16 protein-coding genes and 1 pseudogene are annotated in these 16,224 nt (G+C 62.3%); 4 read left to right on the top strand and 13 right to left on the bottom strand.

All coding sequences use genetic code 11. The annotated features are described in order from the left end of the window. Positions 1 to 68: 68 nt before the first annotated feature. The 8 genes from AC07NC_RS04870 to AC07NC_RS04835 all read right to left on the bottom strand — a co-directional run bounded on the left by AC07NC_RS04870 (position 69) and on the right by AC07NC_RS04835 (position 7,906). Positions 69 to 908, bottom strand: a complete 840-nt coding sequence (locus AC07NC_RS04870) for a PaaI family thioesterase (RefSeq protein ID WP_494568765.1) — start codon at positions 906 to 908, stop codon at positions 69 to 71. Then, entirely contained in the window at positions 905 to 1,954 is a 1,050-nt protein-coding gene (locus AC07NC_RS04865) for a phosphotransferase family protein (RefSeq protein WP_490243909.1), read from the bottom strand. Before AC07NC_RS04865 ends, AC07NC_RS04870 begins: the two co-directional genes overlap by 4 nt. Then, on the bottom strand, positions 1,947 to 2,993 hold the full coding sequence (locus AC07NC_RS04860; RefSeq protein WP_490243910.1) for a DUF7064 domain-containing protein: 1,047 nt from the start codon (positions 2,991 to 2,993) through the stop codon (positions 1,947 to 1,949). The genes AC07NC_RS04865 and AC07NC_RS04860 overlap by 8 nt, the downstream gene beginning before the upstream one ends. Before the next feature lie 125 nt (positions 2,994 to 3,118). Continuing rightward, complete coding sequence (locus AC07NC_RS04855) at positions 3,119 to 3,490, bottom strand: DUF6285 domain-containing protein (RefSeq protein ID WP_490243911.1); 372 nt, start codon at positions 3,488 to 3,490, stop codon at positions 3,119 to 3,121. Then, positions 3,483 to 4,391 (bottom strand): phosphotransferase family protein, encoded by a 909-nt coding sequence (locus AC07NC_RS04850; RefSeq protein ID WP_494568764.1) that lies wholly within the window; start codon positions 4,389 to 4,391, stop codon positions 3,483 to 3,485. Before AC07NC_RS04850 ends, AC07NC_RS04855 begins: the two co-directional genes overlap by 8 nt. An 83-nt stretch (positions 4,392 to 4,474) precedes the next feature. After that, positions 4,475 to 6,040 (bottom strand): long-chain-fatty-acid--CoA ligase, encoded by a 1,566-nt coding sequence (locus AC07NC_RS04845; RefSeq protein WP_494568763.1) that lies wholly within the window; start codon positions 6,038 to 6,040, stop codon positions 4,475 to 4,477. Next, the gene (locus tag AC07NC_RS04840; protein WP_494568762.1) at positions 6,024 to 6,782 is read right to left on the bottom strand and encodes an enoyl-CoA hydratase-related protein; all 759 of its coding nucleotides are present in this window, start codon (positions 6,780 to 6,782) and stop codon (positions 6,024 to 6,026) included. Before AC07NC_RS04840 ends, AC07NC_RS04845 begins: the two co-directional genes overlap by 17 nt. Beyond that, complete coding sequence (locus tag AC07NC_RS04835; RefSeq protein WP_494568761.1) at positions 6,779 to 7,906, bottom strand: acyl-CoA dehydrogenase family protein; 1,128 nt, start codon at positions 7,904 to 7,906, stop codon at positions 6,779 to 6,781. The genes AC07NC_RS04840 and AC07NC_RS04835 overlap by 4 nt, the downstream gene beginning before the upstream one ends. Positions 7,907 to 8,075: 169 nt before the next feature. Here AC07NC_RS04835 and AC07NC_RS04830 point away from each other — a divergent pair, with 169 nt between their 5' ends. Together AC07NC_RS04830 and AC07NC_RS04825 are read left to right on the top strand one after the other, a co-directional pair. Then, the gene (locus AC07NC_RS04830; protein ID WP_490243916.1) at positions 8,076 to 9,314 is read left to right on the top strand and encodes an acyl-CoA dehydrogenase family protein; all 1,239 of its coding nucleotides are present in this window, start codon (positions 8,076 to 8,078) and stop codon (positions 9,312 to 9,314) included. After that, positions 9,298 to 9,708 carry a helix-turn-helix domain-containing protein gene (locus tag AC07NC_RS04825; protein WP_490243917.1) on the top strand — a complete coding sequence of 137 codons (411 nt, stop codon included), beginning with the start codon at positions 9,298 to 9,300 and terminating at the stop codon, positions 9,706 to 9,708. The genes AC07NC_RS04830 and AC07NC_RS04825 overlap by 17 nt, the downstream gene beginning before the upstream one ends. Positions 9,709 to 9,779: 71 nt before the next feature. Here the strand turns inward: AC07NC_RS04825 and AC07NC_RS04820 are convergent, their stop codons facing one another. Next, complete coding sequence (locus AC07NC_RS04820; protein ID WP_494568760.1) at positions 9,780 to 10,472, bottom strand: IS6 family transposase; 693 nt, start codon at positions 10,470 to 10,472, stop codon at positions 9,780 to 9,782. 85 nt (positions 10,473 to 10,557) lie between these two features. On the opposite strand from AC07NC_RS04820, the gene AC07NC_RS04815 reads away from it, so the two are divergent. Further along, the gene (locus AC07NC_RS04815) at positions 10,558 to 10,905 is read left to right on the top strand and encodes a putative quinol monooxygenase (RefSeq protein WP_494568759.1); all 348 of its coding nucleotides are present in this window, start codon (positions 10,558 to 10,560) and stop codon (positions 10,903 to 10,905) included. A gap of 597 nt (positions 10,906 to 11,502) precedes the next feature. Here the strand turns inward: AC07NC_RS04815 and AC07NC_RS04810 are convergent. Then, the gene (locus AC07NC_RS04810) at positions 11,503 to 11,694 is read right to left on the bottom strand and encodes a hypothetical protein (RefSeq protein WP_312599465.1); all 192 of its coding nucleotides are present in this window, start codon (positions 11,692 to 11,694) and stop codon (positions 11,503 to 11,505) included. Between the two features lie 166 nt (positions 11,695 to 11,860). Between AC07NC_RS04810 and AC07NC_RS04805 the strand changes: the two are divergent. After that, positions 11,861 to 12,019 (top strand): annotated as a pseudogene (locus AC07NC_RS04805) (integrase); the annotation flags it as partial. A 535-nt stretch (positions 12,020 to 12,554) separates the two neighbouring features. Here AC07NC_RS04805 and AC07NC_RS04800 read toward each other — a convergent pair. The 3 genes from AC07NC_RS04800 to AC07NC_RS04790 all read right to left on the bottom strand — a co-directional run bounded on the left by AC07NC_RS04800 (position 12,555) and on the right by AC07NC_RS04790 (position 16,128). After that, on the bottom strand, positions 12,555 to 14,186 hold the full coding sequence (locus tag AC07NC_RS04800) for a methyl-accepting chemotaxis protein (RefSeq protein ID WP_494568758.1): 1,632 nt from the start codon (positions 14,184 to 14,186) through the stop codon (positions 12,555 to 12,557). A 558-nt stretch (positions 14,187 to 14,744) separates the two neighbouring features. Further along, positions 14,745 to 15,263, bottom strand: coding sequence for a hypothetical protein (locus AC07NC_RS04795; protein ID WP_494568757.1), 519 nt, complete (start codon positions 15,261 to 15,263; stop codon positions 14,745 to 14,747). 175 nt (positions 15,264 to 15,438) lie between these two features. Next, complete coding sequence (locus AC07NC_RS04790; RefSeq protein WP_494568756.1) at positions 15,439 to 16,128, bottom strand: TorF family putative porin; 690 nt, start codon at positions 16,126 to 16,128, stop codon at positions 15,439 to 15,441. Between the last annotated feature and the right edge of the window lie 96 nt (positions 16,129 to 16,224).

Below are 16,224 nucleotides of genomic sequence, written 5' to 3'. Positions count from 1 at the left end.
TCTCCGTTTGGGGTCGGGAGAGTGATGGCTGTAGCGACCGCGCGAACGTCCCTGCGTCGGGGACGACGTCAGCTCAATCCGCAACCGAACAGGACGAGGGCCTGTGTGACCAGACGGTCGTCGACGTCCTGATACGCCGAGGTGCGAATGCGCAATGTCGTCCGCCCGCTCGATACGATCTCCGAGGCGTACCGGATCGGACGCGTGGCGTGGGCGGCCCGCAGGTAGTCAACGCTGCAGTTCGCCATCACCGCCGCCTCGCCGCGTTCCGACGCGGCCAGGGCTCCGGCCGAGCTCATCAGACCAGCAGCGACAACCCCGCCATGAAAGGCCGGGACTGCGCGTGCGCCGATTGTTCGCTCCAGCGGGGCGAGGATCAGGGACGGCGCCGCCTTGACCGGCAGTCCGGCGAAACTGGCGAAATCAACGACGTCGTCGTCGCGCTTCTCATGCGGAATGGGGGGAGGGAAGGGCATGGCCCCCCCGCCTGGCCAGGCGCCGACGATGAAGCGCGCGCTGACCTGACCGACAGGTCGTTCGGGGACTCCCTGATCGAGGCTTGCCGCAACAAAGGCAAGGCGGCTGTCGATGCTGGCGCGCCCGACCCTGAGAAAGACATCGCCGGGTTCGAGAGGGCGAAACTTCTCGAACTTCAGATCGACTGTGGCCAGCGGACCTTTGTCCGCAAGAGCGGCATGGACGGCCACGCCCATGCAGTGGTCCGCCGTGGCGATGAGCGCCCGGTCATCGACACGACCTGATCCGGGCGCATCCAGGGCGGCACGGCTGGGAGGCAGCCTGACCACCGCTCCATCGGCCTCCAGTCGCTCGAAGGTGAAATCGAGATGGCGCGCGAGTTCGGAATCGGCATGGCCGGGAGACACGATCTCCAGCTTGAGATGACTCACTTGAGACCCGCCTGACGCGCCTGATCCCAGGCCAGATCGACATAGGTCTCCAAAGCGGCGCCGACTTCGTCAGCGCGTGTCGAGGAAGCGTTGCCGCGCATCGCGCGTCCTTTGATGCCGTGAATGATGGCTGCAAATCGGAAGAGATTGAAGGCGACGTGAAACTGCAGGTTCGGGAGCGTCGTCCGCCCGACACGTTCGCAATAGGCGTCGATATAGTCCGCTTCGGACGGTAGGCCGAGCGCATCGAGGTCCAGGCCGGCGAGCCCGCCGCCCTGAATGTCATGAGGAACCCGATAGGCCATCAGATGATAGGCGAAATCGGTGACCGGGTCGCCGATCGTGGAAAGCTCCCAGTCGAGGACGGCCACAGTTTGCGCCTGACCAGGCGCGAACATGACGTTGTTGATGCGGAAGTCGCCATGGACGATGCTTCTGCCGCCGGGCTGTGGAACATTCTCGGCCAGCCAAGCCGCAAGACGATCCATACGATCGATTCTACCCGCTTCATGGCCTGCCCGGTATTGCTGCGTCCATCTTTCGATCTGTCGGCGGAGATAGTCGCCGTCCTTCCCGAATGCGGACAGGCCGACCGATGCAGGGTCGATTCTGTGGAGCGAAGCCAGCGTCCGGTTGAGGGCGTCGAAATAGTCGGCGCGGCGCTCGCGGACGATCTCGGGCAAGTCCGGGCGCCAGAAGATGTCGCCCTGGACGAAGTCCATGATGTAGAAGCTTCGGCCGATCACGCTCGGGTCTTCGCAGAGCGCGCGGACCCTGGGCACAGGCACCGTGGAATCTTGCAGGGCGCCCATGACGCGGTACTCCCGGTCCACCGCGTGAGCGCTGCTCAGCGTCTCGCCGGGCGGCTTGGTTCGCATCACATAGTCGCCGCCTGGGCTGCGCAGTCGATAGGTCGGATTTGACTGGCCCCCGGCGAACCGCTCGACTTCGATCGGACCCGTAAACCCGTCGACAGATCCGGCGATCCAGTCGGCAAGTCGCGCGAGATCGAAGCCGTCCGGGGAAGCAAGGGCGGCGTCAGCCATCGAACCGGCTCCCTTCCACGCGCGAGACGGCGATTCCGTCGCGCATCAGGTCCAGATACTCGGCCATGCCGAGAGCTTCGCGTCCTTCGGATTGGAAGCGGGTGACGGATTTGATGATGCGAACCCGGACTTCCTGTCCGTCCGGCGCGGTTCTGCGATGTTGCAGCGGCGTATAAGAGAGACACTCGCCAACCAGCGAAGTCACGCCCTGGTCGGTCGTGAGTTCAAGGGTCAGCGCGCGTTGTATGCCGGCCGCGTCGTATTCGGTATGAAGGCGCGCGTCCCTTAAGGGCTGGAGCTGGTCTCCGCGCCAGACGTGGCCGACGACCTGCGGAGGCTGATCGGGACGTCCCATAAGGGCGAGCATGACCCCGAAGTCGGGGCCGAATGTGACGGGAATCCATTTGTGCCAGAACAGGTTGCCCCAATGTCGGGGGCCCCATGACTTGTCTCGGAAGCCGTAGCCTTCGAACGCGAAGGCGTCGTCTCCGATAATGATTCGGCCGGTTGCGGCGATGTGCTGTTCGGTGTGCCCCCTGTAGGCTGCAGTCTCTGGGTCGAGATCCCAGCGTGAACCGTCCGCATTGACGATCTCTCCGCCGTGCATGGGGGACACGCCTTCCAGACTTAACCGGAAACTGGCCTCTGTACGGGGGGTGTCCCGAAAGGCGGATCGTGCGTCCGTCAGCCGTGCGGGGTCGTCGAGCAGAAGGACAGGGCCGTCGTAAGACAAGGCGAGACGCCGAAAAGGCTCGATCACCTCGACCTTGAAGCCGCCGGCGTCCAGCGCAGCATTGTCGGTGATTTCAGGGCGGGAGAACCAGAAGGCGACACGACCGTCCGGAAGATGAATGCAGACCGTCATTTCAGCGTGGCCTTCATTCGGCCGATTGCCGATCCGGAACCACGCGCCGATGCCGCGCGCCGCGTCGAACATGTCGAAATACATGCTCTCATTGTAGTTTGAGGCCGCCTCAGGTTCGTGCTGGTACTCGTCTCTGGCGTCCAGTCTCAAGGTCATGCCCTCGGGGATGATCATTGCGCCGTCTCCTTTTCTTTCGGACCTTGCCGACCGTCGACCGTCCTCCTGAGTCCCCTTGCCGGGGACGAGGGCCGGGGACCGCGCGATGACGCAGTCACTGCGGCGTGGCTTCGAGAGGCGGCTCAGGCGGGCCGTTCGCGCCGGTAGGCCTCATAGGTGGGTTGCTCGATGGCCAGACGGTCCAGGACCGTTTCACGCAGGTGACGCATCAGCTCCGGCGAACGTTCGTCCAGAACCCCGCTCTCGATCAATCGACACAGTTCGACGTTGACGTCCTCTTCGTGAGGCACGCCCAGCAGGGCCTCGAGACGTGATGCGGCGTCAAGCTCCGCAGTTCCACCGGTCGCGACATCCCGGGCCAGGCCGTCGAGAAGGTTGGCGGCCACGAGCGTCAGGAAGGCCTGCCGACCTTGCAGTTCCGGACGTAGTTCCTCTCTGAGGTGTCGGGCGGTCAGCCGGATAAGCCGGGCGATATCGTCGTTGCGGTCAGTCATGGGGCGTCATCAGTCGCAGCAGATCGATTTCAGTCTCTGAGGTTCGACGCCCTATCGCGGCGGTCTCGAGTGCGCCGGTTTCTTCGGCTTCCCTGGCCAGTTCCACGGTCGTCACCCCCCAGTCCAGCGACCCGAAGGCTTCCCAGAATCGAACACGGTCGATCTCGAATTCCCCGCCGTGAGCGCGGTAGGCGGCGGCGAAGCTCTCCAGATCGCCGAAACCGCCGATCGGATTATCGATCAGGCCGAAACGCCAGGAGCCCACGCACAGCCAGCCGATGTCGAACATGGGGTCGCCGACGAAGGCGCGTTCCCAGTCCAGTACTGCAGCGAGCCCCGTCTCATCGACCATGAGGTTACCGTTTCGGAAGTCGCCGTGAACGAGGCCGGGACGCGGGGTGGGAGGCGGTAGACGGCGCTGCAGCCAGGCGAAGGCCAGTTCAAAGACCGGGCGCGGTCTCGCGAGTTGACGATATTGTTCGTGAAGCGCCTCGAGACGATCGGCGGGCGAGAGTTGAGGAAGAGGCGGAAGGGCCTCCGTGGGGATGGCGTGCAGTCTCGCCAGAACGTCCGCGCACTGATCGGTCAAGCGGTTGCGAGCGAATTCCAGCTGAGGCTGGCGGAGAATACGCTGTGGAACGGTTTCTCCCGCGACGAACCCCATGATGAAGCCTTCGCCGAGTCCGTCCGTATCGTCGAAGACCGCTAGGACTGCAGGCCCGGGAACGCCGACCTTTTCGGCAAGAGCGGTCAGCCGCGCCTGGAGGCTCAGGCTGATCGTGCCGAGACGCGGCGCCTGTCTCTGTGGAGCGCGGCGCAGAACGATACGGTCGAGGGGGGCAGGGGCCGACGTGTGCAGCAGCCAGGTCTCCTGCATCGCCCCGCCGGTCAACCGGCGCATCTCGAGCAGTCCATCAACTCGCATGCCCCTGCGGCCGAGGGCGGCGAGAGTCAGATCCGCCAGATCGCGAGTTGAACCCGAACTCACGCAGGTACCTGTTGAGCGTAGGTCTCGCGCAGCACGCGCTTCAGCACCTTGCCCGTGGCGTTTCTAGGAAGAGCATCGACGAACTCGACCGTGCGAGGGCATTTGTAGCGGGCCAATCGGCCTTGCAGATAGGCGATCAGGGCGTCCGGGTCGTACTGCGCATCCGGAGCGAGAACAACGATCGCCTTCACCGTTTCACCCCAACGTGCGTCGGGCACCCCGATCACTGCGCAGTCGGCGACATCTGGATGGCGGCTGAGGACGCTCTCGATTTCAGCCGGATAGATGTTCTCTCCTCCGGAAATAACCATGTCTCGCAGGCGATCGCGGATCGTCAGGAAGCCGTCCGCGTCCAGTGAACCGACGTCGCCGGTTCGGTACCAGCCGTCTGTGAGGACTTCGGCCGTCTGGTCCGCTCTGCCCCAGTACCCCTTCATCACAGTAGGAGACCGGATGACGACTTCTCCCGGTTCGTCCCTGTCGGCCTCGCTTCCGTCGAGGCGAACGATCCGAATGTCGATGCCGTGCATGACCTGGCCGCAACTGGCTCTCTTAGACCGATCATGGTGGGCGCTTCCGGTAAGCACTGTGCCCGCCGTGAAGGTTTCGGAGGAACCGAAGAGCTGAACCAGCGCGGTTCCGAACCGCTCGACGGCCCGATCCAGCAGGTCCGCGGAAATGGCCGAGCCGCCGTAGATGACGGTATCGACGTCGTCCAGACTTTCGGGCCCGAACTCCGGATGCTCGAGAACCGCCTGCATTAGCGCAGGCACGAACCCGACCTTGGTCGCCCGATGGTCCTTGGCTACACGAAGCAGCGTCCCTACCTCGGCGTCCCGTAGGACGACGGCGGCCGCACCGGCCAAAAGCGCATAGCTGGCCGTCAACAGGGCGCCGGCATGGAACAGCGGGAGGACGACGAGGAGCCGATCTCGCTCCGACCAACTACCGACCAGACCGTGGCGAATCTGATCAGCTGCGGCCAGGAAATTGGCCTGTGTCAGTTCGACCCCTTTGGGTGCGCCAGTGGTGCCCGACGAGTAGATCTGCAGCAGCACATCGTCAGGTCTGCATGGCGCTGCGGCCACCGGCTGGGCATCGTCACGCCAGGCTCTGTAGTCTTTCACACCGTCCACCGGAGCCCCATCGAGGAGATAGAGCCGGTCGGCGAGACCGAGCGCCGCCATGATGGGCTTGGCGGTCGCCAGGTATTCTTGCGAAACGAAAAGCGTCTCCACCTTTGCGTCGCCGAGGATGAATTCGATTTCCTGGGGCGCCAGGCGCCAATTGACCGGCGTCAATACGGTGCGGCTGGCGCTGCAGCCGGCAAGAAGTTCGTAATAGGCGTCGCAATTCTTGGAGAGCAGGCCGACGCGAGCACCAGGCCGCAAACCACACGAAACGAGGCCGCCTGCGATCCGTCGTCCCGTCTCCTCAAGATCGTAATAGGTCAGTCGGCGTGCGCCGAATAGCACTGCGGCGCGGTCCGCCCGGTCCTCGGCATGCTTTTTAAGCAGGGCGCTGAGTGTCCCGAGTTGCGTGGGCTCATTCAAATGATTCATGTTTTCTCCCCGTTTCTTGCATGGCCTTGGTTGTGTTGACCCGTGCGGCTTCATCCCGTTCGAGCGTCAACGCTGCGTCGAGGACCAGATCGCTCCCCACGTCGATCAACCGCCGGGAAAAGGCGGTGACGGACGGATCGCCGGCGGCGATGGCTCGGGCCATGTCCAACGCCCGCGTTACGACCTGATCAGGTTCAGCCAATTCGTCGACGAGACCCCAGGCGAGGGCTTGTTCGGCGCTTACCCAGAATCCCGACAGGCTCATCAGCTTGGCTCGCCCCGCTCCGATGCGTCGAGGCAACCTCTGGGTCATGCCCCACATCGGCGCAACGCCGACCCTGGCATGGGTATCTGCGAAACGGGCCGTGCGTGACGCGACGATGATGTCGGAGCCCAACATCAACTCCAGTCCGCCGGTCATTGCCGTACCGTTCACGGCGGCGATGACGGGCTTTCCATGTCGGGCGAGACGGGCAGCCAAGTCGACATCGAAGGCCTCAAGGCCTGCCGCCAGACGGTTTAGGAGGTCCGGGAGGTCGTCGCGATCCAACCCACTGCAGAAGGCACGATCACCGGAGCCTGTGACGACGATCACACGAATCTCGGTTCGGTCGTTCAGCGCCGTTAGGGTCTGGTCGAGTGCTCGTCGAAGGCTCTGCGACAGCGCATTGCTGGAGGCCGGGCGATTGAGGGTCAGTAGTGCGACGCCGTCCTCAATCGAGACGAGCAACTCCTTCGTCACTGCAGCGCCCTCTCAGCGCTGACACGGCGGTAACGTTGAAGATGGTAGGCCGAGGAACCGTACTGGGCCTCAATGGCGACAGCGCGTTTGAACAGGTGCCCGATGACCAGTTCGTCTGTCATCCCCATCCCGCCGTGGAGCTGGACTGCGGCCTGGCCCATGCGGTGGGCGGCCTTGCCGACGAACAGTTTGGCCGCCGAGACGGCTGTGGATCGCTCTGCGCTGGGAGCGTCCAGCAGGTTGGCGGCGTGATAGGCATGGCCGGAACTCAGTTCGAGAGCGACCAGCATGTCGGCCATTCTGTGCTGCAGCGCCTGAAAGGTGGCGAGGGGAGCGCCGAACTGTCGCCTCTCCGAGGTGTAGGCGTGGGTCTCGCCCAACAGTCGGCGCATGATCCCGACCGCTTCGGCGCAAGTCGCCGCGGTGGCGCGGTCGAGAGCGAAGTCGAGGGCCTCCTGCACCCCTTGGTCGAGAAGCAGCGCCGTGGCGGGCAGGCGAACGTCGAAGGTCAGGTCGCACGCGCGCCGTCCGTCCAGCGTGGGATAGACGATCATGTCCAATCCGACCTGGCCTTGTTCAACGACGAACAGGCCCAGGTCGTCGCCGTCGCCCAGCCGAGCGACCACCAGAATATGGGTCGCCCAGGCGCCGCCGGCGACGACCGACTTTGCGCCGGTGATCCGCCAGGCCTCGCCTGTACGCGTTGCGGTCGTGCTGATCCGACCCCGTTTAAACGCCGGCGTTTCTTGATAGGCCAGAGCAAGACGCGCTTCTCCGGCGATGACGGCTGCGGCAAGCTCTTGCGACTGCGCCGTGCCCGCGATCTGAAGAAGGCTGCCGCAGAGAATGACCGTTTCGAGATAGGGCTCGACGACCAGCGATTGTCCCAAGGCCTCCATCACGGGGATCTGGTCGACGCCGTCGCCGCCGACGCCGCCCCATTCGGGAGCAAAGCCCAGACCGAGGATGCCGAGATCGGTAGAGAAACTGCGCCAGACCTCCATAGACCAGCCTTGCGACGACTGGACGATGCGCCGTCTTTTCTCGAGATCGTAGGCGGCGCCCAGGTAGGATTGCAGGGCTTCTCTCAGCATGTGCTGTTCGGGCGAGGCGTCGAAGGTCATGAACAATTCTCCCAGATCCCGACCATGTTAGGACGTGGGGAAATTTCGCGCTGTCCCGGCTAACGGGACAGGTGGGGGGAAGCGGGCTGGCGCTCTGTCCCTGCAGCGAGGGACTAACGACGTCGGGCAGCACGCTAAGTTCGCTTCAGTGATCTGTCAGGAGCGTTTCATGTCCCCAGCCGCGTCCGTTTCGTCCAATTCGGCGTCAGGCGTTGAAGCCTTTCGCGCGCAGGTGCGGGCGTTCCTTGCAGAAAGGCTCCCCCCGGCCATCGCCGAAGCGCCTCGAACCACTCAGTTGATCGATCACACGGTCCAGCAGGCGTGGCATCGCATCCTCGCCGAACAGGGCTGGGCGACTCCGACGTGGCCGGTCGAGCATGGCGGATGTGACTGGCCGCCCGGCTATCTCGCTGTCTTCGAGGAAGAGCTGGCGCGCGCCAAGGCGCCGCCGATCAGCGTCTTTGTCGAGATGATCGGTCCGGTTCTCTACACGTTTGGCGACGAGACCCAGAAAGCTCGCCATCTGGCGCCGTTGAGAGACGGGGAGGTGATCTGGTGTCAGGGATATTCGGAGCCTGGATCCGGCTCGGATCTGGCGTCTCTGCGAACGCGTGCTCGGAGAGTGGGCGACCACTATGTCGTCAACGGACAGAAGATCTGGACAACCTATGCGCACCGGGCCGATTGGATGTTCGCACTCGTCCGGACGAGCGACGAGGGGCGGGCCCAACAGGGCATTTCCTTTTTGCTGATCGATATGGCGACTCCGGGTATCGAAGTAAGGCCGATCCGATCCATCGACGGCCTTCATCATTTGAACGAGGTCTTCTTCTCAGAGGTCCATGTCCCGGTCGCAAACCTGATCGGGCAGGAAAACGCGGGATGGTCCATCGCCAAATTCCTTCTCGAGCACGAACGGAACGGCGTGGGATCCCTGCTGACGGTCTGGTCTCAGATCGAAGCGGTTTCCTGTTTGATCGATCAGACCTATCCCGCTGGCGATCCAGATTTGGCCTTTGAGCGTGATGCGCTGAAGTCCGCGCTCGCGGAAGCCGAGATCACCCTGTTGGCAATAGACGGGTACAACCAACGGCAGACCGCTCTTGCGCAGCGTGGTGCGGCTTCCTCGGCGGGTCCGTCGATTCTGAAGCTGGCGGTGACGGAACTGCAGCAGGACATCGCGGAAATCGGCGTCAGGGCTCTGGGCAACGACGCCTTGCGAGATCAGTCCAGCTTCATCGAAGACTATCGTCCGGAAGCCATGCTTGGCGGGGAGGGCGGCGCACTGGCCATGCTGCAATATCTCTTCGGGCGGGCCTACACGATTCTTGGCGGCACCAGCGAGGTGCAGCGGAATCTGATCTTTAGAGGACTTTCAGGAGCCGGCGGCCTTGCGCACGCCGGTTAGGTCGAAGGCGACGCCTGCCAAGGCCCGGTCTGGCCGACCGCTTGCGAAAGCGGCGGCTCCGCGGTCAACGACCATCAAGATTTCAGAGCTGGCCCGGAGACTGGACACCACGCCTCGCGCCCTAAGGTACTACGAAACGATCGGCCTTCTTGCGCCCGCTCGCACGCGAGGCGGCTCGCGTCTCTACTCCGAAGTCACCCTGGATCGGGCTCGCAGAATAGTCACGCTTCGACGGCTGGGCCTGACCTGCCCCGAAGTCGCCGTCTGCATGGGATTGGATCTTCATTCCGACGCGGATCGCCTGCAACTCCGGACCCGTCTTGAGTGCCTGCTCGCGCGATCGCTTCGCGACTGTCAGGACTTGAAGGTCGCCGTCAGTTGGTTGCAGCGCTGAGGCGAGTGTCCAGCCTGCAGGTGCTGTCAACTTAACCGCCTTCGGACGAAGTTTGCTCAACCCCGTCCAATCTAGGCGACAGCCGCCGTCCAAGCGACATCCGCCTGGGCGCGGAAGCGCCGAAGGGTAGGGCGGCTGATCAGGTGCCGTTGGACGTTGAAGGTGTTGTAGATCGCGGCGTGGGTGGTGAGGAAACGTTGGGCCGAGGCCTGGGACTTGAAGCCTTGTTGCTGCCGTTCTCGTCGTCGGATCGGCAGGTGGGAGTTCTCGACCCGGTTGTTCTCTCGCAGGCGGCCTGGGTGGTGAAGCTGAGAGAGGCCAAGCTCCCGAAGCGCCGCACCGTATGACGCCAAGCCATCGGTCGTGATCCTTTCCGGCTCAACGGGCTGGTTGCGCAGCAGGCGGCCCAGCAGTTTCAACGCCGCTTCCGTATCCCGTCGTCGCTGAACGACGAGGTCGAGCACCTCGCCTTCGTCGTCCACGGCGCGCCAGAGATACATCCGCCGCCCGCCGATCCAACAGACCATTTCGTCCAGATGCCAGAGTGGCGACGGCCCCGGCCGGCGCTTCCTCAGCCGCTTGGCGATCAAAGGGCCGAACTTGCGCGTCCAGCAACGGATCGTCTCGTAGCTGACCTCGATCCCGCGTTGAGCCAGCATCTCCTCGACATCGCGCAGGCTGAGGCTGAAGCGAAAATACAGCCACACCGCATGGCGGATCACCTCCGCCGGGAAACGGTGGCGCTTGAACGACAGCGGTTTCACGAAATCTGTCTCCGATCAGCCCTTTGCGGGGACGTTGAGTGGAGACAAGTTAGCGTGACGCCCAAAGACTCGAAAGGAGACCGAGATGGCCGATGTTGAATCCCGTCCACCCGTGAATAAGGCCCTGTTCGTGCGACTGCGCGCAAAGCCTGGCAAGGAGGCTGATCTAGAGGCCTTCCTGCGCAACGGGCTGGCGGCTGTGATGGAGGAGCCGGACACGACGACATGGTATGCGGTCCGCTTCGGCCACGACGACTTCGCCATATTCGACACCTTCCCGAGTGACGCCGGACGGCTCACCCATCTCGCGGGGAAGGTCGGGCGTGCGCTCGTTGCCAAGACCCCTGAGTTGCTCGATGGCCTGCCGAAGATCGAGGATGCACAGGTTCTCGCGTACAAGCTTACAGATCAAGACGGTCAGGTCAGGGACTGAGGCTCCGAGCGGCCCCTGCCTTTGACTGCAAGGCGGGGGCTTGTTGGCCGGGTTCGTGACATGCCCAAGCGTTGGCGGGGCAGCTTAAAGCCGCCCGACAGTAGACTTCTCACAAATCACAAACCGCCCTCATGGCCGTGTAGCGGCCAATCCAAGCTAAAATGCTGGCTTTGGATTTGCTCTCCGATGCGACCTCCGCTTCTGGCATCGACCAGCTTGGCTGAACGTCTGGAATCCGGCACCAAGCCAAAGTCCGCTACTGGCGCACTTCGGACGCGCCGGAGCAGAATTGGGTAGGGCGCTTTGCGCCTAAAGCGGAATTCGCGGAAGCTGGATTGCGGGTCGATGTCCGCCTTCCTCCGATGCGAGCCAATCGAAGCCCCGCGATGGAAGCGGGCCCATCATCTGAAGAGATCATGCCTGCGGTCCACCGCGTATTCAGATGGACGCCGCCAGTCGCACAACCCGACTGACAAAGTTTGGCCCGCCCCTGAGCCACTGAAGGTTCGGAACAGGCCGGTTCGGATGTTTCCTCCCGGATGCCTTTTAGATAACGCGTTGTTCAACCCGCAAGTCTGCTCTGATGGATGATCAGGCCTACGCGAACGTCTGGCTGATCAACTGATCGGTCAGGTCGAGGTGAACCTCCAGGGCGGCAAGGGCTTCCGTCCGCGCTCGCTCGGCAGCTGCTCGGTCGCCTGCCGTCAAGTGCGCCCCGAACTCGGTGATCTTGGCGGCGACCAGCTGCTCAGCCCCCATAGCGCGCCGCTCCAGCGTCCCGTCATCCATTGCAACTCCCCATCGCAGTAATGCGGCCCGGCCAATGTGTCCTCGCCCAGCCGGGCCGCGTGACGCAGTTCGGGCATGAGCCGCGACAGCTCTGCCGTATCGCCTCACGGCACGGCTTGGCAAATTTGGAAGACTGGCCGGGGCATCTGCGGAACCTCCGGCCCTTAGCCTTCGACGGACAAAGGTAGCCTTGATCTACAAGAAGACCGGAAACCTGCGCGCCTGCCAACTCGTGCTCGGCCAAGGAAAGCTGGAGAGCACCGTTAGATATCTCGGCATCGAAGTGGACGACGCGTTGGAGATTTCGGAGCAGATCGACCTTTGAGTCGGCTTGGGGCAGCCTGCCGGAAAGCGGACTGCCCTAATGTCTCGCAGGGGTGGGCAGCGGGCCTGCGCTTAGTTGGGCAATCTGTTGTGATTGGCTTGGAGTTTAGTCAGCCGTGAGTTTGTCGACTAAAGCACAGGCTGCGGTCAGCGTTGGCGCTGCCAGGTGATTCCGGGCTCCATGGTTCATGTCCACCACCCTAAGCCATGTGTCGAAGAAGCGGTCGGTCGTGACGACAACTGTATAGGTGCGAAGTAGAGGATCACGAACTCGGCGCTGAAAATCTGCGCCGATGCGCGCCACCCCCGCGACATCGATATCTTCTATTGGACCCCTATCGTCGATGATCCACGTCCATTCCGATAGGATCAGGCTCCTTGGCTATTGTTGCCAGCGTAGCCGCCTCGAATGACGCCTAGCGAGTGCCTTCTGAAACGGTGACGATCACCCGCTGAAGCTTTTCGTTCGTGTCGATGGTGACCGGCATGGAAGCCGCTCTTGTAAGCCTGAAGTTTGTTGGGTCGAGCCCCTCAGGCTAAGCAACCACACGCAGCTTAGATGAACTCTGATGAGGTCTCGAAGGCATTTCTCGCGCCTGGTCATCCAGCTTGAAGCGGGCAATCAAATCGACAAGCTGTCCAGCCTCGTTGCTGAGGCTCTGGCTGGCCGCCGTAGATTGTTCCACCATCGCGGCGTTCTGCTGCGTCACCTGATCCATCATGTTGACGGCCGTGTTAACCTCCCGAAGGCCTGTTGCCTGCTCCTGGGTGGATGCCGCTATCTCGGAAACAAGGCTATCAATCTCGGCTACCCGGCTCACGATCCGCTTAAGCGCTTCTCCAGTCTGGCCGACCAACGCGACGCCGGTGTTAACCTGCGTTGTTGAGCCGGTGATCAGAACTTTGATCTCCTTTGCCGCGACTGCCGATCTCTGGGCGAGTGCCCGGACCTCAGATGCCACCACGGCAAAGCCTCGACCGGACTCGCCCGCGCGTGCAGCTTCAACACCTGCATTCAGAGCCAGTAGATTGGTCTGGAATGCGATCTCGTCGATCACGCTGATGGTCTGACCGATCAGGTGAGCGGAAGCATGGATCGCGTCCATCGCGGAAACCGCTTCCTGCACCACCTCACCACTGGCTTCTGCATCGTTCCGGGCTGCAAGGACGGTTGCCGACGCCTCTTTCGCGCCAGATGCCGTGCGACTAACTGTGGCTGTTATCTGGTCCAGTGCTGCCGCCGTCTGTTCTAGGCTAGCGGCTTGCTGTTCCGTCCGGCGGGACAAGTCGTCAGATGCGCTACTGATTTCAACCGCGCCAGACACAATGGAACGAGCATTGGTATTGATGACCCTCAGATCGGATTGGAGCGCGCTGATCGCCAAGTTAAAGTCATCCTGGAGCTTGGCGTATTGGGCGGGGAACTGACCAGGAATACGGTAGGTAACATCGCCTTGGGCCATCGCGCTAAGACCTGCGGCAGTTTGCTCGACGATGAGGGCCTGCTCACGAGCCACTTCAAGCTCGAGGGCACGTTTTTCCCCGGCAACGCGGTCGGCTTCGACACGCGAAACCTCCAAAGCCGCAGAGGCATGAACGATACGTGCCGTCGCCTCGTCCGCCGTTGCCTGGCTCAGGGCGTTGGCACCGAACATAGCGGTCACGCTGGCTGCGCTCCAGGCAAGGACGGCGGCTTCGACAATCAGAACAACAGCGTGGAAGATCACGCGACCCAGGTCCGCTGACCCCGGAAACACGAGGTCTGGCAAGACGAAACTCAAGACGAGATGGTGGACCGCGACCGTCGCGGCCGCGCCGACGATGGCGCGCCAGTCGCAGTAGATGACGACGACAGCGAGAGCCGCGAAATAGGCCATGTGCATGTCGATCTGATAGGCATGCCCCGCGAGGCCTGCCACGAGGGTCGAAACCAGCGCCATCAGCAGTATCGACGAGAGCATCCGCCCAATCGAGCGGGATCGAAACATCTTCCAGATCATCGTCTGCAGGCCTGCGAGCAGCAGCACAGGCAATACTGATCTAACGAGATCTGATCCCATCAGAAGGCTCTGACCCAACCCGACTGCGGCAAGACCCCATGACAGCAGCGTGATTAGATCGCTTCCCACCGCACGCTGATGAGCAAGATCACGGGTTTGAAAGGTCATTTGGAGACATCCGGCGCGGGGCCGCAGGTCAGCATTCCGGGATCCAGAATAAGCCAGACGCCTGCCCGGCGAAGTTGGGGTTGAAGATCGGTCCCGCCATAAATCGTGACGATATTAGGCGTCCGACCAAACGAGGCAGCCGCCCCCATCGGCGTCACCACTCGACGGACTTCTGCAGCGCTCCACCATGGTGGAAACACCGCCGTCACCACGAACGCTGAGGCTGGCGGGGCGGAAATGAGCACAATAGCGACCGTGCTGGCCAATATTGCTAGCGGCGCCATGGTCAGTTCCAGCGATCTGGGCATGTGAAAAGACAGAACAGCACCTCCGGACGTTCATGGGGCAACTGGCCTAAATAAATCACTAAGGGATTGGTCTTCCGAAAGGCAGTTGTTGGATTCCGTTCAACTGAAGTCGTCCCGTCTTTTCGTGAATGTCTGCATAGGGTCGATTTCAGGCTTGAGCTTCGCCGCCGAAAGCGGACGTTCGCCTCCAGGCCGGAAAACGGTCGCGGTCGATGTCAGCTAAGGGTGGTTAGCGGACGTACCCACCTCCTCAGTCACCCTTATCATTGAACTCCGGAGCAGAGCAGTTCTCGGTCGAGACAGTATAACGACCGTAGTTCCTACCAATCTGGTTCCCGGGAGCCGTTCTCGTCTGGACCAGAACAACCTCTCCATCAGCGCTTACTTGAATGCGTCCTTGGTTGCTCCAGCCGTCTGTGAAATCAAAGACAAGTCCGCCATCGGTCGTTATCCGGGCAACGTCAGTTTGGGCAGTGAGTATCTGCGGGCTGTCGGGCATCTTGTTCCAGAACGACATTCCATACCCGGCCGGGGTTTCGGTCACACGGATCTGCATGAGGAATGGTCCAAGAGGCACATCTTTGCCGGTCCCTGTGTACCCAAGCATTTCGCGTTTGAGGCAGTAGCGCCCGGGAGAAAGCGTTGCAGCCAAAGAGCGCTCTGGAGGGCGGGATTTTACTCCAGTAAGCGATTGCTCAATAGGTGCTTTGGCGCATCCTGCGAGATGCACCGCGCCCATAAGCAGGATCAGAGACAAACGATCGGTCATGCGATCAGCATCTTTGAACCCGCAACTGTCCGCAATGGGTCGATTTCAGTCTTGGGCTTCACGGCCGAGAGCGGACGTTGGCCTCCAGGCCGGAAAACGGTCGCGGTCGATGTCAGCTAGGGGTGGGAAGCGGTCCTGCCGATGGGCTCAAAAGCGAAAACCCGTCTGGCTAACTTCAGAAGCTGGCGAAAACGCTCGCGACCAACGCGCCTTTATCAACGTCGCTGTCTATCCACTCGAGTCCGGCAGTCAGGACACCTACGGGCATGAACCCGCCAACACGCCAGTCGGTCTTTCCGTCGGGCGCCCAGGCGCCGTCCTCATAGCCAATCGATGCGGTCAGACTGACGGTCCAGGATTCAGGCGCGTAGTCCACGCTAGTCCAGACGTAGCGATTGTCCTCGTCGCCGAGCGCCCGCTGCTCGGGAGCGAAAGCGACGCCAAAGGTTGTGGTGACGGGGCCGAAAGCGCGGCTGACCTGCACCGGCGCCTCTACATAGTCGACTTCGTCGCCACCGGGATATCGGTAGGCCGACAAGGCCGCGTCCCAATCCAACCCTAACCAAGAACCTGCCCAGCCGCCCGTAAGCGTCACCTCGAGTTCCGACCCATCGCTGTCATCCCCTGCACCGTATTCTTCAATGCTGGACAGATAGACATCAGTGTAAAAGCCAGAAGCGTGCGACAGGGTTGCGCCCGCTTGCAACGCCGGATCGCCCCCGGACAAGCTCAACCCGCGGAAGCGATAGTCGCTGACCGCTCCGATCCTAGCCTCGACGTTCCAAGCGCCGCCGTCATCCTGCGCCGACACCGCAGCCGGCAAAGCGACACCCAGGCCCGCGGCGATTATCACCAAGCGCTTCATAACCAGTCCCCTTTTGGGGAACGGGTACTGCGAGGAGGTTAAGTTTGTCAGAAGTATCCAAGTCTTAAGGCTGACTATGGATCATCCCACTACGGA

The organism is Brevundimonas sp. GW821-FHT10A07, from assembly GCF_059415785.1.
The sequence above is the reverse complement of the archived record's forward strand: the minus strand, read 5'-3'. Positions and strand labels throughout refer to the sequence as shown.